The 22,381-nt window shown below is 35.5% G+C and carries 24 protein-coding genes and 2 pseudogenes; 8 read left to right on the top strand and 18 right to left on the bottom strand.

The annotated features are described in order from the left end of the window. Window positions 1-3: 3 nt before the first annotated feature. From OOK97_RS02420 to def, 4 genes are all read right to left on the bottom strand, one after another. Window positions 4-216 carry a hypothetical protein gene (locus tag OOK97_RS02420; RefSeq protein ID WP_006279675.1) on the bottom strand — a complete coding sequence of 71 codons (213 nt, stop codon included), beginning with the start codon at window positions 214-216 and terminating at the stop codon, window positions 4-6. A gap of 66 nt (window positions 217-282) precedes the next feature. After that, window positions 283-489 carry a hypothetical protein gene (locus OOK97_RS02415; RefSeq protein WP_038250894.1) on the bottom strand — a complete coding sequence of 69 codons (207 nt, stop codon included), beginning with the start codon at window positions 487-489 and terminating at the stop codon, window positions 283-285. A gap of 668 nt (window positions 490-1,157) precedes the next feature. Continuing rightward, window positions 1,158-1,988: a uracil-DNA glycosylase gene (locus tag OOK97_RS02410; RefSeq protein ID WP_264705542.1), complete on the bottom strand. Its 831-nt coding sequence runs from the start codon at window positions 1,986-1,988 to the stop codon at window positions 1,158-1,160. Beyond that, window positions 1,978-2,517, bottom strand: coding sequence for a peptide deformylase (def, locus tag OOK97_RS02405; RefSeq protein ID WP_264705541.1), 540 nt, complete (start codon window positions 2,515-2,517; stop codon window positions 1,978-1,980). The genes OOK97_RS02410 and def overlap by 11 nt, the downstream gene beginning before the upstream one ends. 138 nt (window positions 2,518-2,655) lie before the next feature. On the opposite strand from def, the gene ftsA reads away from it, so the two are divergent. Together ftsA and map are read left to right on the top strand one after the other, a co-directional pair. Then, window positions 2,656-3,894: a cell division protein FtsA gene (gene ftsA / locus OOK97_RS02400; RefSeq protein ID WP_264705540.1), complete on the top strand. Its 1,239-nt coding sequence runs from the start codon at window positions 2,656-2,658 to the stop codon at window positions 3,892-3,894. 132 nt (window positions 3,895-4,026) lie between these two features. After that, entirely contained in the window at window positions 4,027-4,809 is a 783-nt protein-coding gene (gene map, locus OOK97_RS02395; RefSeq protein ID WP_006279681.1) for a type I methionyl aminopeptidase, read from the top strand. Between the two features lie 27 nt (window positions 4,810-4,836). Here the strand turns inward: map and OOK97_RS02390 are convergent, their stop codons facing one another. Continuing rightward, window positions 4,837-6,084 carry an MFS transporter gene (locus tag OOK97_RS02390; protein ID WP_264705539.1) on the bottom strand — a complete coding sequence of 416 codons (1,248 nt, stop codon included), beginning with the start codon at window positions 6,082-6,084 and terminating at the stop codon, window positions 4,837-4,839. A 218-nt stretch (window positions 6,085-6,302) separates the two neighbouring features. Here OOK97_RS02390 and rsmH point away from each other — a divergent pair, with 218 nt between their 5' ends. Both rsmH and ftsL read left to right on the top strand, forming a co-directional pair. Further along, window positions 6,303-7,247, top strand: a complete 945-nt coding sequence (gene rsmH / locus OOK97_RS02385) for a 16S rRNA (cytosine(1402)-N(4))-methyltransferase RsmH (protein ID WP_264705538.1) — start codon at window positions 6,303-6,305, stop codon at window positions 7,245-7,247. After that, window positions 7,244-7,555, top strand: coding sequence for a cell division protein FtsL (gene ftsL / locus OOK97_RS02380; protein WP_007548286.1), 312 nt, complete (start codon window positions 7,244-7,246; stop codon window positions 7,553-7,555). The genes rsmH and ftsL overlap by 4 nt, the downstream gene beginning before the upstream one ends. Window positions 7,556-7,856: 301 nt before the next feature. On the opposite strand, the gene OOK97_RS02375 is transcribed toward ftsL, so the two are convergent. Next, window positions 7,857-8,156: an NADH dehydrogenase ubiquinone Fe-S protein 4 gene (locus OOK97_RS02375; RefSeq protein ID WP_065094969.1), complete on the bottom strand. Its 300-nt coding sequence runs from the start codon at window positions 8,154-8,156 to the stop codon at window positions 7,857-7,859. 145 nt (window positions 8,157-8,301) lie between these two features. On the opposite strand from OOK97_RS02375, the gene OOK97_RS02370 reads away from it, so the two are divergent. Both OOK97_RS02370 and pth read left to right on the top strand, forming a co-directional pair. Further along, window positions 8,302-8,913 (top strand): 50S ribosomal protein L25/general stress protein Ctc, encoded by a 612-nt coding sequence (locus tag OOK97_RS02370; RefSeq protein WP_264705537.1) that lies wholly within the window; start codon window positions 8,302-8,304, stop codon window positions 8,911-8,913. Beyond that, a complete protein-coding gene (gene pth / locus OOK97_RS02365; protein WP_006280288.1) occupies window positions 8,913-9,461 on the top strand; it encodes an aminoacyl-tRNA hydrolase in 549 nt (182 codons plus the stop codon). Before OOK97_RS02370 ends, pth begins: the two co-directional genes overlap by 1 nt. A gap of 2 nt (window positions 9,462-9,463) precedes the next feature. Here the strand turns inward: pth and OOK97_RS02360 are convergent, their stop codons facing one another. Beyond that, window positions 9,464-10,426, bottom strand: a complete 963-nt coding sequence (locus OOK97_RS02360; protein ID WP_264705536.1) for an IS481-like element ISWpi4 family transposase — start codon at window positions 10,424-10,426, stop codon at window positions 9,464-9,466. A 442-nt stretch (window positions 10,427-10,868) separates the two neighbouring features. After that, window positions 10,869-12,017, bottom strand: coding sequence for a 2-octaprenyl-6-methoxyphenyl hydroxylase (gene ubiH / locus OOK97_RS02355; protein WP_213863120.1), 1,149 nt, complete (start codon window positions 12,015-12,017; stop codon window positions 10,869-10,871). Window positions 12,018-12,197: 180 nt separating this feature from the next. Here ubiH and OOK97_RS02350 point away from each other — a divergent pair, with 180 nt between their 5' ends. Continuing rightward, a complete protein-coding gene (locus tag OOK97_RS02350) occupies window positions 12,198-12,365 on the top strand; it encodes a hypothetical protein (protein WP_264705535.1) in 168 nt (55 codons plus the stop codon). A gap of 378 nt (window positions 12,366-12,743) precedes the next feature. Here OOK97_RS02350 and OOK97_RS02345 read toward each other — a convergent pair whose 3' ends face one another. From OOK97_RS02345 to OOK97_RS02335, 3 genes and pseudogenes are all read right to left on the bottom strand, one after another. Continuing rightward, entirely contained in the window at window positions 12,744-13,748 is a 1,005-nt protein-coding gene (locus tag OOK97_RS02345) for an Mrp/NBP35 family ATP-binding protein (RefSeq protein WP_236515147.1), read from the bottom strand. Window positions 13,749-13,755: 7 nt separating this feature from the next. Continuing rightward, a pseudogene (locus tag OOK97_RS02340) lies at window positions 13,756-14,067 on the bottom strand (nuclease/transposase family protein); the annotation flags it as partial. Between the two features lie 95 nt (window positions 14,068-14,162). Beyond that, window positions 14,163-14,486, bottom strand: coding sequence for a hypothetical protein (locus OOK97_RS02335; protein WP_264705533.1), 324 nt, complete (start codon window positions 14,484-14,486; stop codon window positions 14,163-14,165). A 154-nt stretch (window positions 14,487-14,640) separates the two neighbouring features. On the opposite strand from OOK97_RS02335, the pseudogene OOK97_RS07565 reads away from it, so the two are divergent. Continuing rightward, window positions 14,641-15,727: pseudogene (locus tag OOK97_RS07565) on the top strand (IS3 family transposase). Between the two features lie 360 nt (window positions 15,728-16,087). Here OOK97_RS07565 and OOK97_RS02310 read toward each other — a convergent pair. The 7 genes from OOK97_RS02310 to OOK97_RS02280 form a co-directional block, all read right to left on the bottom strand. Further along, window positions 16,088-16,873, bottom strand: coding sequence for a hypothetical protein (locus OOK97_RS02310; RefSeq protein WP_264705532.1), 786 nt, complete (start codon window positions 16,871-16,873; stop codon window positions 16,088-16,090). Between the two features lie 65 nt (window positions 16,874-16,938). Continuing rightward, entirely contained in the window at window positions 16,939-17,328 is a 390-nt protein-coding gene (locus tag OOK97_RS02305; protein ID WP_209473189.1) for a phage tail tube protein, read from the bottom strand. Then, window positions 17,303-17,713, bottom strand: coding sequence for a tail completion protein gp17 (gene gp17 / locus OOK97_RS02300; protein WP_182319876.1), 411 nt, complete (start codon window positions 17,711-17,713; stop codon window positions 17,303-17,305). The genes OOK97_RS02305 and gp17 overlap by 26 nt, the downstream gene beginning before the upstream one ends. Window positions 17,714-17,819: 106 nt before the next feature. Next, window positions 17,820-18,368 (bottom strand): head-tail connector protein, encoded by a 549-nt coding sequence (locus OOK97_RS02295; RefSeq protein ID WP_264705531.1) that lies wholly within the window; start codon window positions 18,366-18,368, stop codon window positions 17,820-17,822. Between the two features lie 136 nt (window positions 18,369-18,504). Continuing rightward, window positions 18,505-18,816: an ECH_0659 family protein gene (locus tag OOK97_RS02290; protein ID WP_264705530.1), complete on the bottom strand. Its 312-nt coding sequence runs from the start codon at window positions 18,814-18,816 to the stop codon at window positions 18,505-18,507. Window positions 18,817-19,046: 230 nt separating this feature from the next. Beyond that, on the bottom strand, window positions 19,047-21,299 hold the full coding sequence (locus OOK97_RS02285) for an ankyrin repeat domain-containing protein (RefSeq protein ID WP_264705529.1): 2,253 nt from the start codon (window positions 21,297-21,299) through the stop codon (window positions 19,047-19,049). Between the two features lie 542 nt (window positions 21,300-21,841). Beyond that, complete coding sequence (locus OOK97_RS02280) at window positions 21,842-22,027, bottom strand: hypothetical protein (protein WP_182319960.1); 186 nt, start codon at window positions 22,025-22,027, stop codon at window positions 21,842-21,844. Window positions 22,028-22,381 lie beyond the last annotated feature (354 nt).

Genomic DNA, 22,381 nt, shown 5'->3' with positions numbered 1-22,381 from the left:
CTATTATACAGCTTCCCACTTTATAGGATTGCCGCTTACCTCATCTTCAACCAGATTGCCGTTGTCATATTGAGCAGACATATAATTCATGCGCGAGTCACGATCTATATATCTAACAGGTTTTACCGGTTTATCTTTATACATTTTTTGCTCGGCCTTCTTACGCTGAGTAGGGTTATTTTTACTAGCTGTCTTTGCTTTCCCACCTGCTGCCATATAAACTCCTAAAAACTTTTCATTCTATTTTAACACTTAAGTATACAGCGTCAATATTTAATAACTTTAAAATTTCAATAGATCTCTTATTATAATCATTTTACAATCATTGTTTAAATAAAAAGTTACCCCTTGATGCCATTCCAGCGCATGACGCACAGCTGTACGAACATTGCAATTTGCAGGCAATTTGCGTGGCAGATTCAAGTAGCTGACACTGGTTTCCATCCAAAACAGCAGTAGCCCTTTTGGTGTCATTTCAGTGCTTGACACTGAAATCCAGGATTTTGATTGGATACTGAGTTGGTAAGCATAAAAGTATAGCTAACGCGAGCTCTACGTCATACCGCGATTTATTCGCGGTATCTCAAAGCATAGATCCCGCTAACAAGCAGCGGGATGACGATTGTCGTTTAGCCATAAATATTAAGAAATTTACCAAATGAAAAAAAAGGCAAAAGAAGCCCTGGGGTTATTATCCGCTTTAAAATATTGGCGTTTTTTATGTTTTAAACGCTTGACAAGCAAGATTAAGCTGCTTTTAATTGCAACTAACTTACGCTGCAAATGTTTAAGAAATTTACTAAGCAGAAAAAAAGACAAAGAATCCCCGAGTTAGCTAGTCTTTTACTATCTCTGTCGAGTATTGGCATTTTTTGATGTCTTGTAACGCTTTATAAGCGCGTTCAGCTTATTTAGATAAAAATCTAGATGTAGATGAAGTTTTGTAAAGACATACAGTATCTATATACTGCAAAAAATTGAACATAAGACGCCGATACATTAAGTAATCCTTACCTTTTAATCTGCAGATTGGCGAAAGCAAATACAATAGCTTCACTATCATGATAAGGGAGCTGGCGAGGCTTGTCAAGGAAGTTTTTCGTTTCTAACGATTGTTAACATGCTGCAAAAAACTATGCAAGAGGTCTACCACTTTATTAGGTATTTGTGCAGTTATTGGTGTTATCAAGATACTCCCTAATCTTCTTCAAATCCTCCCAGGCTAAACGTTTTTGTGCCGGTTGGCGAAGTAGGTAAGCTGGATGAAATATAGCGGCTGTGGTGATTGAATTGGACAAATATTGGTTAGTGTACGTATGAAATCTACCACGCAAATTCGATATAGTTTTTGTGCTGTCAAGAAGGCTATAACACGCAATTCCACCAACTAAAACCAAAACCTGTGGTGAAACTAGTGCAATATGCTTCTCAACAAATGGTCTGCACATATCAAGCTCTAGGTCGGTTGGCTTTCTATTGCCAGGTGGGCGCCAAAATACGGTATTGCTTATATAAACTTTGGTGCGATCAAGATTGATTGCATTTAACATTTTATCGAGCAACATTCCACTTGCACCACAAAATGGTATGCCTTGAAGGTCTTCATTTGCTCCTGGAGCTTCACCAACGAGCATAATTTTTGCATTTGGATTACCATCAGAAAAGACAGTATTAGTTGCAGTTTTTTTTATCTCACAACCTTCAAATGATTCAACTGCACTTCTTAATTCATCCACACTACCACATTTACCTGCAAGTTTCCTTGCTTCAATTATCCAGTCACTTGGAAACATGGATTGCTGCTCTTTCCCATCTTTAGTGTCATTCCAGCGCGTATCTGCATCTTTCTTCTTGGTTCCAGTTTGGATAACAGAGGGTTGTACACTCTCTTTGCTCTCCAACTTTTTTTCCTCTTCACCCTCTGTTAGTGTGCAATCAACGCCCACTTCATGGTAAAATTTTAATAATTCTAGGTCTTCATTGCTCATATTGCTTTTTAATCTTTTGTGCTTTTGTCATCGCCATATCATACTTCAACTTAGATAAATGTCTAATATATAATATGCCGTTTAAGTGATCTAATTCATGCTGAATACACCTTGCAAGCCAACCACTAGCTTTTAGCGTCTGTTCTTCGTTATTTAAGTCTCTGTATTTCACAGTTAAATACTTTGGACGCTTAATTTCATAGCTTTGCTCTGGAATAGAAAGACATCCTTCCTTGAGAATTACTTGTTCATCAGATAATTCCGTAATTTCTGGATTAATCATGCAAAATTTGCCAGTTGATTCATATCCTGCTGGCTCATTTTCAATTGTTTCTAGCTGAACATCCATAACAAAAATTCTCTTTAACACTCCAACTTGCACTGCAGCAAGGCCAAAACCTTCTGCGTCGTACACAGTTTTGAACATGTCGTTTACTAATTCTTTAATTTTATCGTTTATATCTGTTACTTCACTGGCACGTGTGATTAGTCTTTCGTCAGGAGCAATTACAATTGGTAATATGGACATAAAAATTATAATTCTATGTTTTGCTTTTCCTTTTGTCCAGAATTTAGTGTATATTAAAATGTTGCTATATCTATAATAGAAATATAAATTATTAAAGAAAGCTACAATTTAAATGAAATTGCGTAATAAGGTTAACTAATGTACTCTGCAGTAATAGCAAAACCAAAGAGAAATGTTTTTGCTGTTTTAGACATAGGTACAACAAAGATTATTTGTCTAATCGTTAAGATAAATGGCAACTTCAGCTATAAAGTAACAGGAACGGGTTATAAGATTGCAGAAGGTGTAAACGGTGGATCAATAACTAATGTAAAACACGCAAATTACTCCATCTCATCAACTATAGGTTTAGCTGAGCAAGTGTCAGAGGAAACTATAGATCAGATATATGTGAATATTGCTGGATGTGGCATCTCATCTTTCAATGTACATAATGAAATTATTGCAGCTAATCATGAAATTTCTGACCGGGATATAAAACGTGTAGTTTTTCAGACGTTTGAGAAATATATTGAAGAGAATGTTATCATTCACAATATACCACTGAAATATCACTTAGATGACATGACTGACATAAAAGAAGTTGGTGGATTGTACGGAAAAAGACTATCTGCTGATGTTAATGTTGTCACTGCTTCGCGTCCAGCGCTTACCAATATTGAAAACTGTATTACCAATAATGGTGGATTAAATATGGCAGGTTGTATTGCTTCTGCATATTCTGCAGGTTTTGCCTGTCTGAGTGAAGATGAAAAAGAGCTCGGGACTGCTATTGTTGATATAGGCGGTGGATGCACTGCAATTGGAATTTTCAAAAGAGGGAAACTTGTGTATGCAAGCAGCGTTCCAATTGGTGGTGTTCATATCACTCGAGATATTGCTTACGGGCTATGCACAAGCATAGAACGTGCAGAGTATATAAAAATACTGTATGGCAGCACTATCGTAACTTCAATAGATGAGAATGAGTACATTACAATGCAAAACAACGAAAATGATGAACCTACTCAAGTATTCAAATCTGAGCTTATTAACATCATAAGACCAAGAGTTGAAGAAATACTTGAAATGGTAAGAGAGCAATTTCAAGAGCAGAAAGATCCAATTAATAAAGTAGTGATCACAGGTGGAACTAGTCAACTCACAAGCATGAAGGAAATTGCAGGCTATATATTCAATAAGCAAGTTCGAATTGGGTGCCCTGAGTCTTGTAGCGGTCTTGATGGCGAATATGATAAAAATCCTGTATTTTCTGCTGCTATAGGCTCTATAAAGCTAATAGTTGACACTTTTTATAAAAATAATTCTGGTATTTTAGGTCAGGATGGTAAAATGAGTAAATTGTATAATTGGGTTAAATCAAAAGTTACAGTCTAGATTTCTGTTTTACCACCTTTCATACAAATGACTTGACACTAGGATCCATAGGACTTATTTTTATAATATGTAAAATTATTATGTTTATGTACTTGCGAGTAAGCGTACCAATTACAATAAGACATGGAAAATATGAACATAACTATACACTCACAAGAAGATTTTGAATTTATGCGCAAGGCTGGCAGGCTTGCTGCTGAAACTCTTGATTTCATTGCACCGTACGTAAAGGTAGGGGTGACAACTAATGAGTTAAATGATCTATGTCATGATTTTATAATTAATGCAGGTGCAATTCCAGCACCACTAAACTATAGGGGGTATCCAAAATCGATTTGCACTTCAAAAAATGCAGTTGTGTGCCATGGTGTTCCCGATAATAAACCACTTAAAGATGGAGATATTTTAAATATTGATGTCACGGTGATTTTAAATGGCTGGCATGGTGATACAAGTCGCATGTTTTGGGTTGGCAAGCCATCAATAAAAGCAAAACGCTTGTGTGACGCTACTTATCATGCATTGATGGAAGCAATCAAACAAGTTAAGCCCGGCAATAAGTTAAATGAAATAGGGCTTGCTATAGAGAAATATATTAGAGATTTTGGATATTCTATCGTACGCAGCTACTGCGGACATGGTATAGGAAAAGTCTTTCATGCTCCACCAAATGTAGTGCATTTCTATGATCAAGATGAAAATCTCGTCTTGAAGGAAGGTATGTTCTTTACAATAGAGCCAATGATTAATGCTGGAAAACATGAGACTCTGCTCAGTAAACTCGATGATTGGACAGTGACAACACGCGATCTTTCACTTTCTGCTCAATTTGAACATACGCTCGGAGTAACAAAAGATGGTGCTGAAATATTCACATTATCACCTAAAAATTGGCACTTCCCGCCTTATAATTAGATTTTTTTAAATTCTGCTATACTGCAACTATACTTGGTTTACTTTGGGTAATTTTGAAGAAAGCTCACCCTTAATTTGCGATATAGCAACTAGCCCAATTAATGCACAGAAAATCATGTAAAAACTAGCTGAAGTCTCTTGTCCTGTAACCTTGATAATTGTTGTGCATATAAATGGTGCAAGGCCGCCAAAAAATCCAGCAGCTATATTTCTTGATAAACCAAATCCACTGTACCGAACCTTTGTTGGAAATAATTCGCACATAAGTGCACTGACAGGACCAAGCGATGCAGCTATTGGAATTATAAAAAGAATGTGTGCCAGCAAGTAATTGCCACTACATAACATTGAAAAAACTGGATAACTTACTATTACAAAAGCTATAAATGCAAATTTCATAACTTTTTCTCTTCCTACCTTATCAGAAAGTATAGCAAATAATATTGTCAATCCTCCGAGCGCAATTTGACTCAGTATTTCCACTATATGATTAAAATGAGTATTTACTGTTAATATTTTATTCGTAAGCACATTGAAAAATACCAAATATATATAGAGAGACGCATTTTCAACCAAGTCAATACCTATTGATATTAGAACAGGCTTTTTGTAATTGTTTAATAACTCTTTTAGTGGCAATTTAGACGGATTTTTTTGTCTTTTATACTCTGGGCTTTCATCAAGTATATATCTCATATATATGCTAATTAATCCCATTGCTAAACTGAAAATGAAAGGTAATCTCCACCCCCAAGATTCAAAATCAGATACTTTTTTGCATATGAGTACCGCTATCAGGCTTAATATTGAACCAAGAATTGCACTTAATACCTCAATGCTGCCAAAAAATCCTTTTTTGTTTTTAGGAGCATGTTCTATTAAAAATGGTGCATTTCCTGCTTCTCCTCCAAGAGATATACCCTGCAATAATCTTAAACACACTACCAGCATTGACGCTAGTATTCCAATGCTTTGATAACCTGGAACAAAAGCAATTAATACGGTTGATAAAGTCATTAATATAATCGAGAGCAATAAGGCAACTCTTCTGCCATGTTTATCACCAATGTGACCAAATATAGCAGCACCGACTGGTCTCATTAAGAAACCCACTGCAAACACTCCAAAAGCCTTCAATACGCTGGTTAGTTGATCATCCGATGGAAAAAACACACCACCTATTATGTTTATTAAGTGGCCAAAAAGCATGTGGTCATACCACAATAAAGTGTTACAAATCAAACTTGAAAATATTACTTTTGTTATTTGCTGCATAATTTCCCTATAGCCTGTTTGATCTTATATATAAAAAAAAATGTGAACGTTATGTGAATATTATATTAACAATATTAAACCTTGATTTTAATATTATTGCTCATATATTCCGATAAGATACCATATTTTGGCAAGAAAATCTATGTACATAAATAAAATTGATGTGAAGAGTAGAGTAGAGTAGGATATCTACACCAACTGTACTTAAATTTTTTGATATGACACACACTCCAGTTTTGTTAAAAGAGATGCTATCACTACTATCACCGCAGGATGGTGGCATATACGTGGACGCCACATTTGGAGCTGGAGGGTATAGCAAAGCAATATTGGAGTCAGCTGATTGCAAAGTATATGCAATTGATAGAGATGAAACGGTAACTAAGTTTTATGATGATTTAAGCGTTAGATATCCAGATAGAATAAAACTATTCATTGAGAAGTTTAGTAATATTAAAAGTATACTAAGCAGCGTTGAGCCATCTCCTGTCATCCCAGTACTTGATACTGGAAAAAATAACTGGTCACACGCTGGAATGACATCAAACGGGGTGGATGGAGTGGTCTTTGACATCGGAGTTTCATCTATGCAGCTTGATAATGGAGATAGAGGGTTCTCATTTTTACATGATGGTCCACTCGATATGAGCATGGATAACTCTTCTTATATAAACGCTTCAACGTTTGTTAACGCTTTACGCGAAGAAGAAATCGCAAATACTATATATAACTACGGAGGCGAACGTCATTCTCGCAAAATTGCAAGAGCAATAATAAATGTACGGAAGAAGAAAACTATCAAAACTACATTTGAGCTTGCGGATATTGTACGTTCCGTGGTATTTCGTGGAAAAAGCAAAATTGATCCTGCAACCAGAACATTTCAGGCAATCAGAATATGGGTAAACGATGAGCTGGGAGAACTTGAAAAGGGTATTAAAGCTGCATCTGAGATTTTAAGTGAGAATGGCAAATTAATTGTCGTCACCTTTCATTCCTTAGAAGATCGTATAGTCAAAACTTTTTTTAAAGATTTATGTGCTACTGATTGCAAGACATTCTCTCTGCTAAATAAAAAAGTGATCGAAGCAAGTATAGAAGAAGTAAGTGCAAATCCGCGTTCACGCTCAGCAAAACTAAGAGCTATACAGAGGTTGTCGTGAGAACTTTCTGCATCATCTCAATAGTTATGTTTTTTCTTAGCATTGTAGGACTATTTAAGGTAAAATTACATGTTCAGTCGTTAAATAGAGAGCTAATAAAAATAAAAAGTGAAATTAATTTAGTACAAAGTGATATAAAAGTTTTACAAGCAGAGTGGAGCTATTTGAATAATCCAAAAAGACTTGCAAGCCTTGTAAAGAAATACCTGAAAAATAACTCTTTAATACTGGCTAGCCAGGTTAAAAATCTTGACTCTTTAAATGGCCGCAGTGTGCTAGCACAACTTAAAATCCATGATCAACAGTGAGATTAAGTCTTATTTTTTACAGATGAGCACATCACAATAAAACTTACTTTGTATCCGTTCAGGATAGCGGCAAGGTAGTATAACCATAGAGTAAAAGTGAGTTTACAACAAATGGTGTCATCCCAGTGCTTGACACTGGGATCCAGCCTTTCCATAATCATCAAAAACATTGTATTTTAACGTAAAACAGCTATTTTTATGCTTACCAACTTAATAAAATTCCTGGATCCCAGTGTCTGGGCACTGGGATGACAAAGGAAAGCAGTGTCAGCTACTTGCATAACACCATTTGTTGTGCAACTTACTTTAGTATGAAATTGCTTGCGTAAGATTTTGGCAGCCTCTTAACATTTTTTGGCATTTCAATTATGTATTTAACGTTGCGTTTTTTTGCGTAGAATACTGCTTTTTCAAGAGAATCAAACTTTAATACAATCTGTTTTTTTGGATCTTTTGAGCCAACCCACCCCATTAAAGGTTCAATGTAGTAAGAGCCAGATTCAATTTTCAGGTGCCAGAAATTTGTATTACCTAAACCAGATTGTGTTGCAGTTCTTGTTGGTCTATAAATCCTAAAAACTACTTTATCGTCAATGCCCATAGTTCTTGTTAAATAAGCTTAAATATATATCTAAATAAATCCTTTCACAAACAATTAGTATGAAAGAATGAAGTTTGAAATAAATATTTTTATGTTATATTATTATTAAATTATATTAAAAGGATTAGCTGAATAGGAGTAACCGATGACGCAACAGGAAATAGTAACAATTAATGCAGAGTTACGTGATATAACAAAAACAAAAGCGATGCATTCTCTAAGGAAGAAAGGAAACATCCCTGGAATCATATATGGAAAGGGCCATGATAATGTAAATTTGACATTGTCTGCAAAGGAATTCACAAAGCAATATAAGTCAGGCTCTCTTTCTGCACATTTGATAGAGCTGAATATTTCGGGCAAAAAGGAATATGCTCTTGTTCGCGATATCCAATTGCATGTAGTAAAGGATACTGTGCAACATGTTGATTTTCAGTTTGTTGATAAAGGCAGTGAAATTAAAATAGACATACCTCTATCATTTGTGAATGAAAGTAAAGCTCCAGGAATCAAATTAGGTGGAGTGCTTAATGTTTTGTGTCGTTCTATTGCTGTTAAATGCTCTCCTAATAAAATACCTCAGGTTATTGAAGTTGATTTATCCGGTAAAATGATTGGCCAGTCTATACATATTAATGATGTAAAATTACCAGAAGGTGTTAAGTTTGTAGCTCATGAAGAAGAAAATTTTACCATTGTTACAATTTCTGCTGCCGATAGTGACGTTGAAGAACCTCAAGCAGAAACAGAGGAATAGTGCACCTGATAGTTGGGCTTGGTAATCCTGGCAGTCAATATGAGCTAACTCATCATAATATCGGCTTCATCACCGTTGATGCAATCTGCAAATATTGGGGTTTTCAGTTGTTCTCTAAAAAAGCCGATTATCTGATAACCTCTGGCATGATTAATGATAATAAAATCATGTTAATAAAGCCTTATTCATTTATGAATAATTCAGGCATCCCTGTTGCAAAAATACGAAACTTTTACAAATTATCGCTAGATAATATCGTTGTCATACATGATGACGCTGATTTGGAACTTGGAAGAATAAAAGTAAAGAAAGGTGGTAGTTCTGCTGGACATAATGGACTTAAATCCATAGATAGTTTTATTGGCAACGATTATTGGCGCTTGAGATTTGGAGTGGGTAGACCTGAAGATCAAAGAAGCTTAGCAGATTATGTGTTATCAAAATTTTCAAATTTTGATAATGTTACTCCCTTAGTGGAAAAAATAGCAAAAAATATACACTTAATGCTGCAAGGAGATAATACAGCTTTTATCAATTTGATTGTATAATATTACGAAACACAGGGAGTGTATGGTCCCAGAGTGTGATGGTGTGGATTTAGTATGAACAATTCAGGAGATTTTGTCCACTGTAAAGATATAAACTCAAAAGGTGTAAGACCCTTAAGAGTTTTGAGTCTTTTAGCATAATTGTAGGCCATAACAAAGTCATAAAGATGCTCTTTGAGTTGCTGGTGAGACTGATAGTAATACTTCTTAACAGTGGCATTCTTTAAAGTTTTGTTCATATGCTCAACTTGCCCATTTGTCCAAGGATGGCTAACTTTTGTTAGACGGTGTTCAATGTCATTTTCTTCACAAGCTCTATCAAATATATGTTGAAAAGCGTATTTATGGCGTTTTTGGTTGGTAAATTGTACACTGTTATCTGTCAAAATAGTGTGGATTTTATATGGTAAAATTTTAATCAAATTACGTAGAAACTCAGCAGCTATAGGTTTTGTAGCACTTTTATGCAACTCAACATACGTAAATTTGGATGTTCTATCTATTGCAACAAACAAATATAACTTTCCTTCTTCTGTTCTGACTTCTGCAATATCAATATGGAAATAGCCTATAGGATATTGTTTGAATTTCTTTTTTGGTTTAACTTCGCCATCAACATCTGGTAGTCTGCTAATGCTGTGCCTCTGTAAGCAACGATGTAGACTAGAGCGAGTCAAGTGTGGGATTGAGGTTTGCAAAGCGTAGAGACAATCATCTAATGGCAATAGAGTATGCTTACGAAATGCAACAATTACAGCCTCCTCTTCTAAAGTTAAAACAGTTGATCTTGCATGCTTCGGACACATATCAGCGTCTTTGGCAAAAGACCGTTTTCTCCATTTAATGATAGTTTTTGGATTAAGGTTATAGTACCTGGAGAGTTTTGCTATGCTCTCTTTACTATTTTGTATTGCTCTACGAATTGTCTCTGTTGTTTTGGCGCACCCATGTAATATTTGTCCCATAATTCCTCCTTTGATGGTATTGTTTTCTCATATTTTATCATACCATCACACTCTGGGACCATACATCCCCCCCTCCCCCCCTAATTCCTATATCAAACCTTTCTTTACTAGATTATATAGTCAATATAAAAAGCCATATAAAATTGCTTCCACTGCTGCCATGAGGAAATTGCTTATTCTTGCTAACTCTTTAGTCAGAGATGACAGGGTTTTTACTGAGGAATATAACTCTCTGTCTGTTTCTATCTAAGAGCCAGCATAGCTGTGGATAAGCACGTTTATACAGATAAAAGTACTTATCCACAGCTACATCAATTTTTCTATTGACTTTTAACACAACTGCTGAACAGATACATTCGTCATCCCGCTACGTGTTAGCGGCCAAGATACCGCGGCGGTATGACGTGGGAAACCTGACTTGCATTAGCTATAAAATAGTGATTTATATAAATCCCATAGCATGCCGAATGAAGCGTTTTTTGAGGAAATTTGAATTTTCAACTGCAATCAAGCCAAGATTTCTTAGTGCTTTAGCGCAGAATATTCTGTTGGAAAACATCCTATTTAATCCATCAGTTGCAAGCGCCATTGTAAAATTATCAAAGTATCTGTTACGTGAAATTTTCTTTAATAAATAACTACTGCCAACATCAGTACCAGCCGCTTTTGCAGCAACTACGTGCTTTATAACACTTTCTACATCTCTAATTCCAAGATTAAGCCCTTGACCTGCAACTGGATGAATTGAATGTGCTGCATCGCCGATAAGCAAAACTCTACCCTTATATAACTTTTTTGCAAAAGCAAAACTTAAAGGATAAAGTTTTCTTTCACCCTCTAATTTTATCTCTCCTAAATAAGAACCAAATCTTTTTTTAAGCTCTATAATAAATTCTTCTTCAGACAGATCCATTAGCATTTTTGAAATTTCAGATTTTTCTGTCCAAACTATCGAAGAAGTATAGCCACCCTTCATCGGTAGAATTGCAAATGGACCGCCAGGGAAAAAACGCTCCACAGCTAAGTTTTGGTGATGCAGTTCATGCTTTACATTAAATACTATGCTACTTTGTTTATAGTCAAATTTCACTGTCGGTATAGAAAATAACTCTGGTAATTTAGAGTTTTTGCCTTCAGCGCAGATAAGTAGCGATGATATTAATTCCTGGTTATTATCAAGAATCACTTCCACATATCCTGAATCACAAGCAATTGTTTTATAGGAATGTGGAGAGTATATATTCAGTTTATTTAGAAAATTATTGTTGATTGCATTCCATATAGTAGCATTGTTGATAACATAACCCATTGGCTCTTCGCTAACCATTTTATGATTGTAATGCACAGTAACCGCATCTAATATGCATATATCAAGTATTGGCTCAGCTTCACTTTCCACAAACTGCCAAATCCCTAACTTTTCCAATATTTTTTTCGAGCCTTGAGAAATAGCAAATGCTCGATTATCATCTACTACACGTGGTAGACTATTTTTTTCAATCACAGCTACAGACACAGAGTCACAACTGAGGCCAATGGCAGTAATAAGACCAAGTAACCCACCACCTGAAATGATTACATCATAATTCATTTTATTTACGCTAATTGTAAAATTATATTTTATCTGTTTTGAAAATAGTTTAAACAAACTTTATATATAAATTAAATTTTTTAGATCCCAGTGTCAGCTACTTGGATGACATCTAAAGACACTCCACCTTGTCATTCCAGCACGTAACGAACAACTGTACGAACATTTTGCGAAGGCAGTATGTTAAATGCTATGGCCGGTTTTGCCTCAAACATAAAGGTGTCATCCCAGTGCTTGACACTGGGATGGCTTTGTTGCATCGCTACTTATGAAAGGCTAACTATAGTTAGGATTATAAGTAACCTATTGAAAATCTTGTTTTTTTGCAATCAATCTGATCAAATTTAAGAATAGTAATTTATTATTTACATTAATAAATTTAATTCTATTGAAAATAGCTAAAGCATTGAAATTCTTGAATTTTAGCCGGATTAGTGAGTGGTAGTGAAATTTCTTTTACTCAAATTTAGGTATTCACTGACCGTTCTTGTTATAAATACCAGAATAATAAGCTACTGATATTCTCCATCTTTTTTATCTTTAATCCATCATAGCTAGCGATGCAACAAAGCCCACTGGGATCCATTCTTCTTTTTTTCTGGATTCCAGCGTCACGCGCTGGAATGACAAAAGCTGCTAATTTTTCATGTAAATAATGGTTATGCAAGCAGTCTATTTTGTAACTAACAAAAGAGGACTTTGATTCGCATGTTTCTCACGCTTATTCTATTGTTTAACTATACTTTGAGCAATGTCTTCATAAATCTCTGCCAAATCCTCACTTAACATTAAAGGATTTCCGCAATCAGAAGCATGGCATATTTGTGGATCTAGAGGAACTCTGCCTAGAAGTTTGATGCCCAGCTCCTCAGACATTTTTTTTGCACCGTCTTTTCCAAATATGTATATTTTTGAGCCGCTTTGAATGAAATAACTCATATTTTCTACAATGCCAATAACCGGTACGCTGAGCTTTGTAAACATATCATAAATTTTGCGAGCATCGATTAAAGAGAGCTCCTGTGGAGTTGAAACTATTATCGCCCCAGTTAAGTTAAAATTTTCCATAAGACTTAAATGCACATCGCCAGTTCCAGGTGGTGTATCAATTATCAAATACTCTATATCGGACCATTTTGTTCCCATTAGCAGACTATAAAGTGCTTTTGTAATCATAGGTCCGCGCCATATTGCTGCACGATCTTTATCGATAAAATAGCCAATTGAAATAGTATGCAGTCCATACTTTTCTATAGGCATTGCTTTACTATCCTGTATTTCTGGCTTTAATTTTTCAGCGCCAAGCATTTTAGGAATTGAAGGACCATATATATCTGCATCAACCAGCGCAACTTTGTGTTTTAACTTTGCTAATGAGAGAGCAAGATTTAGCGCAACTGTGGACTTGCCCACACCGCCTTTACCAGAGGCCACAACGATTATATTTTTCACTCCTTCGATATGTAATTTAGCTTTTTGTTGCCCAGTTTGTTTTTGACCAGTAGCAACCACGGTCACTTTTGTCACCCCCGGTATAGCTTTAACAGCTTGCTCACAATTTTTTCTTAATTCTTCATTTGCTTGCGTGTTACCGGCAACTTCAAGCACAAAACCAACATCTTGACCTTTAATAATAATTGAGGATATTATGCCAAGAGCGGTCACATCTTTACCGCTTTTTTGCTCTATGACTTTTTTTAAGTTCTCTCTTACAATTTTTTCGTTGATCATTAGCCTTTTAGGTGATTTCTTCCTGAAGTCGTTTAATCTCAGCTTGAGGAAGGCCGGTTGTCTGAGAGATAATATCAATAGAGATGTCAGCCTTAAGTAGGTTTTTTGCTACTTCAATCTTTCCTTCAATCTTTCCCTCATCAAGTTTTTTAGCGAGGATGCCTTCTTCTTTCCGCAGATCCATTATTCTTTCTTCATATGCTACTAAATCTTTTTCATTCCAGCTAAACCTGTCTAATTCATCGTAGACTAACTTTATTATTGGTGCTTTTTCTGCTATTTTCCTTAAGTCTTCTTCCGTAGTTTCATCTACATATTGTTGTCTAAGTGAAGAAGGTCGCCCCTCCTCACTCGACTTCAAAACCGTACGTGAGACTTTGCGCCTCATACGGCTTCTCTCCAATTTGGTGCTTTTCATGCACACCTCCTGTGTAATTCATCGTGACAATGTCCATGTAACAAAGATAAGTTTTTGATCATGTTGTTTCGTCTATTCCGGTCTTTGTGATGTATTTCTATTGTATCATCATTTTTAAACCATAGTCTACAATTATCACATTTACTTTGTTGTAACTTCAATAGTTTTATTACTCTTAACGGCTTATCTGGTATTTTTCTCAGACGTTTACCCCAATATACCCAATCACCATCATATGGAGATCTGGTTTTTTGCACTTTGATATGTCGTTTAATATCATGATCGCTGTGTATAATAAGATGTATCTTGTTACTTGTCATAAAACGCCAGTTATCGTTATTATACTTTTTAAAGTATTTTCTTTTTATCCAGCATTTCCCTTTGTTTGGGTGCCTAAAGACTGACCTTACCCAGAAAAAGTGGAGAGAAAGAAAAGAGTTTTTTTGGGTAAAATAAAATTTTGGAGGATTAGAAATGGCAAGAGAATATACGGCAGAATTCAAATTGGAAGCTGTTAAGCTGGCAAATGAACAAAGAAAGGCAGGTCAAACAATTACAAAAACAGCAAAGGATTTAGGAATAAAGGGTGGTTTATTAGGAAAATGGATAAAGAAACACAACGAAAAAAAGTCGGCAGCAGATGCATTTCCAGGTAGAGGTAACATGGCTCCTTACGACAAAGAGAGGTTTGATTTACAAAGCAAGAGTAACAAGGGAAAGAGACATTTAAAAAAAAGCCCTGGCCAGTCAAAAAGAGTAAAATATTTTTTTATATAGTAACTGCTATAAAGTACAGGAATTATGTAGGATTTTCTGCTAGTGGCTACTATAAGTGGACCACAAGAAAAATAAGCAGTAGAGAATCAGCAAATAAAGAGCTACTCGAAGCTATTCAAAAAATATATCAAGTTTCTAAATGTAGATATGGAGCTCCTAAAATTCATGCTGAATTGAAGGCTTTGGGTAAAAGTTGCAATTTGAAAACGGTGCAAAGTATTATGCAGAAAAATGACATCAGGGCTATACTGAAAAGAAAGTTTAAAATTAAAAAACAACAAACAGATAATAGAGCTGTAGCTCCCAATATACTAGATCAAAACTTTATTGTTGATCAACCAAATAAAGTATGGGATTACTTACATCAAAACCAAGGAGGGATGGCTATATTTGGCAGCAATAATTCTCACGTATGGTAGTTAATGAGTAGTGCAATAAATAAACAATTGGTTATGAACTCTTTATTAATGGCCATTAATAGGCGTAAACCTGTTAAAAATCTACTGCTGCACAGTGACCAAGGTTCACAATATACTGCGCAAGGGTATCAATATCTCTTAGCTGTAAAGAATATAGATGAGTAATAAAGGCTGTTGTTACGACAATTCTGTTGCAGAAAGCTTCTTTAGCTCATTGAAAAGAGAAATACTTATTGATACTTCACAACACTCTGCTCAACAAACTAGAACTGCAATATTTGAATACATAGAAATTTTTTATAACAAACAACGTCACTATTAACTATTGCATTCCAGAACAATTTGATGCATCATTCTTTTTGTAAAAAACATTCCACACTTTCTCTCCACTTTTTCTGGGTAAGGTCAGTTGGATTTTCACCAATTGTATTCTAAACGCTTACTTGGCGCACCCATAACAAAAATGCCTGAAAAACGTTAATAATTATATACTATTATTAATAATTATTCAACCATATTTTAAGCTTACAATTTTGAGCTTAACTGACGCTTATGGATAGGGGCAACTCTATCACCCTGTGTTATGTTTATTTTCTAACGGACGCTGATTTTTGTATCGTAATTTCTTGCTATAAATTGGTTATATAAGAGCTGGCTTCTAAAATTTTATAACCCTAATTTGAATTAACAGACAGTAGAATCGAAAGATTATTACAAGGAGAAATCTACACAGATCGACCCTTTTGTGAATCTGCGTTTCTGCTTTCTTCAACTTGTTTTGCAAAAGATGTTTCCGGTTTCTGAAGTGGCTTAGCAATTTCACGCACAACGGCAATAACTGCTGTTAAAAACGTTTTTAACAATGCACCTAAAGCTCCACCAACTGCTTCCCTGCCATATATATGAGCTTGCTTTTCGTTACCGTCAGCAGTTTCCCCTGCCCTCCTTCTTGGATCCATCCTATGAGCAATCACCGAAAACAACACTCCCCTGATTGAAGACTTCACTTTTTCCTTTGCTTCGTGGACATCCCCATCTTTTGCTGTTTCATGTCCATGACTTAAGTGTTTAGCGTTCATTAGCTCCTTTTGTTGCTGGGCAAACATGCTACTTAATACTTCTTCTATCACTTGCTTTCTTCTCTTCTCTCTAACTCTTTTCATAGATTCTGATTTATCGCGAGTGTGTTTGGTAGTTTCAAGTTCTGCATCAATATCTTCGGACGCAGCCTGACTATATAAAGTCTCTATGAGCCTATCTATGCTTCGCTTTATTTGCATAGTCCTTTCGTAACTATCCGAATTATCAATTCCTTCGTCGATCTGATTTAGAATATCCTCAAAAGCTTTTAAATATTCTTGAATATACTGTATTATGTATTGCTTATCTTCCTCTTTGTGTTGTTTTTCTTGATTTAACTGATTTTCATTCTCTAAACTTCTCTCTCTTTTATCATCGTTATTTTCTTCAATATTATCACCGTCTTCCTCGAAAAGGTCTTTGTCGTTCATGATTTTTTTTAATTTAGTTAAAATTCTCACCAGTTACTATTGTATATAAAAAAATTAAATTAACATTAATGAAAAGCGTTTACAACTTCAGCACTAGTTAAAACTACAGTAAAGCTGTCAAAAGTAACAGGATCATAATACCTCTCATACAATTCAACTGAACACCTAAGCCTTATCTTTTCCTTAGCATTAAAACTAATTTCATAATCATTATTAGAGTTTAGCATAGCAGAATTACGTAATAATTCATCAGCTAATACAGAGTCTAAAATTCCATTAATTTTTATCGTAATGTGTCTGCTTCCAGCACAATCGAGCACTTTCCTCCAGCCAAAAGAAGAAATATCTTTCACCTCTTCTCTGTTATTACGCAAAGTAAACCTTAGGTTTCTTATATTATTTAACACAATAAAATTATTGTCATGATCTTTAATTTTTAGCTGTAATTTGCTCATTATCACCTCCTTTTATTAAAATATCAAAATTAATTGTTGAATGTAAAATTTCATCGTGCTGATCCATAGCACAATTACTTTCTAAAATGGCCTCATTATTAAAACCTTCAATGCTCTTAAGTATCAAGTTAATATGCCTTATAATGGCAAACATACTGTCTATATGATAAGTATATATGTCGCATGAAAATCTTGCCTTTGTAGCAAAATTGGACAGCATATGCAGGTTATTATAATTCACTGCGCGCAATCTCAAGTAAGGAATGGTGACCTGTTTAGGTAAGTAGTCATAAATGTTAGTAACATATTTCCTTAAATCAGAATTTGCTTTTAGTGCTGCATAAACGCTATTGTACAACTCGTTTATAGCTTGAATTTTTTCCATGATTAACCCTCGAAAGATATATAGAAACTCGTCATCCCGCTGCTTGTTAGCGGGATCTATCCGTAACGGTATGACGTAGTAGCCCAGTTTGAATGACCAGAAAGAGCTACAAAACAACCTTTGGTTCGCGAAATGGAGAATATACCTTCTTCACTTCAGATAAATGGCTACTTACCTCCGATTCACGATTTTTGTAAAGAGCAGAAACATGCCGCATAATACCTAGTTTTATCTGCTCAGGAACATTGTCATAACCAGCTTCGTATACAACATCAACTCTTATTGCATTCAAACAATTGAAAAACTCAACGTAGCCCCCTACATCGCTAAAATAATACTCAAGTGTTCTCTTTTCTTGATTTTTAGACATCATTGCAGTAGCCAATACTATCTTACTCACAGGGCCATAGCTTAAATAGATCCTACGAGGTACATAATCTTCATATGAAACTTGCCATGTTTGTTTCACCAGTGACTTTTCCATATGCCACTCAGCATAATCAGTTGCCATAAAAATTAGATCTGAAATCAACTTATCATCCTGGTCGTTCTCAATACGTAAAAAAGATTTAACCTCTTCTAAAGTAACTGGAAAAGATTCAGGCTTAGATTTACGTTGCACAGATATTCTTGGTGAAGTAGATCTTGTTGACATGATAACCCTCCTTTTTGATATAGCTAGAATAAGTAAGGTTTACCTCGTGACAGCATGGGGCAAATCTTACTTACTTTAGCTATGCAGCTTGCATTCAACATTAAGTTAAATTGACGCAGCAACAACTCTGAGTGCTTTATCGTATGAATATATTGAAAAGAGAACGTATTAAAGCTGTTTCTCCTTTTTTGTTGATAAAATTTGAACTTATAGCATATTCAACTAGGCTGGATTTTAGTAGATTGACATTTTGAGAATGAATATTGTTGAAGATGGAGTTTAACTCTTTAGCAAGCAGACTGCGAAATTTCTGCACACTGTCATATGCGATGTTCTCAAGTTCATGTGCAAATTTATCTTGAGCTATAGTTGTTATATCTTCAATTTCCTTATTAAACTCCTCTAGCTTTCTTTCGTTATTTTTAAAATTTTTCGTAAAAGTTTTCATATCAATTAAACTCAACTACTATTATGATTATAATGACAATGAAAAACTACCGAAGTAAAAAATTCACACTACTGTGTAACTTGCAAATACTTTTACGCGCTAGGGCTATAGGTGTTATCCCAGCTCGTCATGCAAGTAGCCTCCTTTTCCTGTCATCCTTTTTTTGGGATTCCAGTGCAGCTACTTGCATCTGCAAATTGCAATGTTCGTACAACTGTGGGTGCTAAGTTTTACAAACACCGTTGTGCTGAACCTTGAATATCCACTTCTTTCAATTCAGTGTCAGGAGCGATGGGTTTTGATATTGTGTATGTAATGCCACCAGCTATCAGTGCAGATACCACAGAAGCTGCAACTATTAATAGAGCAGACAATCCGGAAGCAATACTAAGAGCAGCACCTACTGCTAACATAGCTGCAAGGCTCGCATAGGCAACTTTTGGGGAAAATTGTCTTTTTCCTGCTTTTTCTAGCGACACTTCATTTGTTTTAGTTTTGCCCAGTTCACCCTCAAGTGGTGTGTTTTCATTCTCCAGACTTTTTATTTTTTGTGTTAGTGATTCATTCTCTTTATTGAATTGTTTCAACTTAGTCTCATGTCCAACTATGCAACTTTTTGATTCTGCTAGTTCCTTTTGCGTTTTTTCTAACAACGCTTCTGCTTTAGAATACTGACTTTCTGTTTTGTCTAATTTATCCTTAAGCTTTGTGTTTTCATTTCCTAGCTCTTGTATTTCTTGTTCTAGTGCTTCCAGCCTAGCCTCTTGCCCAGCTATGTCATTCTTTAGTTCCTTTTGCTTTTTTTCTAGTAACACCTCTTTAGTTTTTGTTTTGTCTAATTTATCCTTAAGCGTTGCTTTTTCACTTTCTAGATCTTGTATTTTTCGTTTTAGTGATTGATTCTCTTCCTTTAGTTGAGCACGTAATTCTTTTGACTTAACTTTACTTTTTTTAACCTTTTCTGCTTCTTCTGGAGTTTCCGTTGCGTTGTGTGTTTTGGAATGGGAAGAAGTACTAGATACAACCTCAGATGGCTGATCACACACACTGTTTAGTCTATCTATTACTAGGCCTTCATCCTTTATCAATGAGCGATCTGCTCCATATTTTATCAAAAGTTTTGCTAATTCTTTATTGTCCTTTGCAACAGCAAAATATAAAGGGGTATGTCCATCTTTATCTTGTGCATTAACATTTGCTTTACGTTTTATCAAAAGTTTTACTGATTCTTTAGCGCTTTTTGCAGCAGCATAGTGTAAAGGGGTCACGCCATCTTTATCTTGCGCATCAACACCTGCTCCATTATCTATTAGATATTCTGCAATCTCTACATAACCATATGTAGCAGCATAATGTAAAGGGGTCAGTTCATCTTTATCCTGTACATCAACTTTTGCTCCACGTGTTACAAAAAGTTTCACTGATTCTTCATTGTTATCTGCAACAGCCCAATGTAAAGGGGTCACGCCATCTTTATCTTGTGCATCAATGTCTTCTCCATTTTCTAATATAGATTGGCCTAAAGCTTCAGATCCATCTCCATCAAAACATATTCCACTGTCGTCACTACTACTTTTATTTAAAAAGGTCTGTTCACCATTATGTATAGTATACTGCTCTAGATGTTGATCGTGCAAGTAATCTTGTTCTATGCGCTTCTGATTATTGGCAAGTCGTTGCTCTGCCTCTCGCAACTTTTGCAACATAGCATCTCTTTCTCTTATAGCCTGTTCTCTTTCTAATGTATCATCTACTTTGTCTGTATTGTTTTCATTAACGATTGAGTTTGAAGAAGTCTGTTCATCCTCATCTTGTACATAGATTTTTCTGTTGTTTGGTGTAGTTCCGTTGTTCTCTTCCTGATCTCTTGCATTACATGCTTGCACTGCAGCAGTTGCGTTATTTCCGTTCACAGCTAAATTTGCTGGAGTTTTATTATTAGGCTGCGGTAAAGTGCCTTGTCTATTTTGTCTTCTCGTAGCTCCTGCCTCAGCATAACGTTGTTCTCCTTCCTCTAACATTTCTATTATAGCCTTTTTACCTTTTACATCACCGACAATATCCCTTGGAGTTCGGCCTTGACTATCTTTTAGTAAAGGATTTGCGTCATTATTCAATAAAAGCTGAACTATCTCTTGATGACCATGCAAAGCAGCAATGTGCAAAGCAGTTAATTGAGACTTAACTCCATCAAGTTCATGTGTTGGTTTATTAACTTTTACTCCCTTTGCTAGTAGGAGTTTTACTATTGGTACACTGTTACATTCCACAGCAAGATGTAACAACATACAATTTACAGTTTTGTCTGAATCTAATATACTGAACATCTTATCTATCTTCAAATTGTTATAAGTGCTATATACTCCTGAGTTTACACCTTTTAGCTCACTTCCTATTCTTTCAAGCAAATTATCCTTATTCAAACCTTCACTCTCACTCACATTGCGTATTATTTCAAAAAACTTTTCCTTTTTTATTGCCATAACCTTTCCTCTCAATTTATTTATTATTGCTGAACCATCTCACAAAAAAGTTAAGTTTGTCGAAATTCCATGTTTGATCTAAAAATTAGTCATAAACATTTTCTATGCAAGTAGCTGACACTGGTTCATTCTATAATGGTGTCACAGCAGTCCTACATCATGCCACCGCGAACCGTCATACCACGATTCATTCGCGGTATCTCATCCGCTAACTGTTCTCCCTCATCATACCGTCACGGTATCTCCAGATCCCGCTAACAAGTAGCGGGATGACGAGTTACTATACCACCGCGAACCGTTATACCGCGATTCATTCGCGGTATCTCATCCGCTAACTGTTCTCCCTCATCATACCGTCACGGTATCTCCAGATCCCGCTAACAAGTAGCGGGATGACGATTGTCAGGGTGTCATCCCAGCGCCCCTATGATGTCATCCAAGTAGCAGACACTGGTTCCTTTATGATGGCAGTGCCCCTATGGTGTCATTCCAGTGCTTGACACTGGAATCCAACCTTTCCATAATCATCAAAACATTGTATTTTAACGTAAAACAGCTATTTTTATGCTCACCAACTTAATAAAATTCCTGGATCCCAGTGTCAAGCACTGGGATGACAAGATATAAACCTTATCGTCATACCGCCACAAACCGTCATACCGCGATTCATTCGCGGTATCTCTAGATCCTGCTAACAAGTAGCGGGATGACGATTGTCGTTTAGCCATAAACATTAAGAAATTTACCAAATAAAAAAAAAGGCAAAAGAAGCCCTGGGGTTATTATCTGCTTTAAAATATTGGCGTTTTTTATGCTTTAAACGCTTGACAAGCAAGATTTAGCTGCTTTTAATTGCAACTAACCTATGCTGCAAATGTTTAAGAAATTTACCAAGCAGAAAAAAAGACAAAGAATCCCCGAGTTAGCTAGTCTTTTACTATCTCTGTCGAGTATTGGCATTTTTTGATGTCTTGTAACGCTTTATAAGCGCGTTCAGCTTATTTAGATAAAAATCTAGATGTAGATGAAGTTTTGTAAAGACATACAGTATCTATATACTGCAAAAAATTGAACATAAGACG

The organism is Wolbachia endosymbiont (group A) of Gymnosoma rotundatum (assembly GCF_947250765.1).
Taxonomy (GTDB): Bacteria; Pseudomonadota; Alphaproteobacteria; order Rickettsiales; family Anaplasmataceae; genus Wolbachia; species Wolbachia pipientis.
Note: the sequence above shows the minus strand (reverse complement) of the source record. Positions and strands in the feature narration are given on the sequence as shown.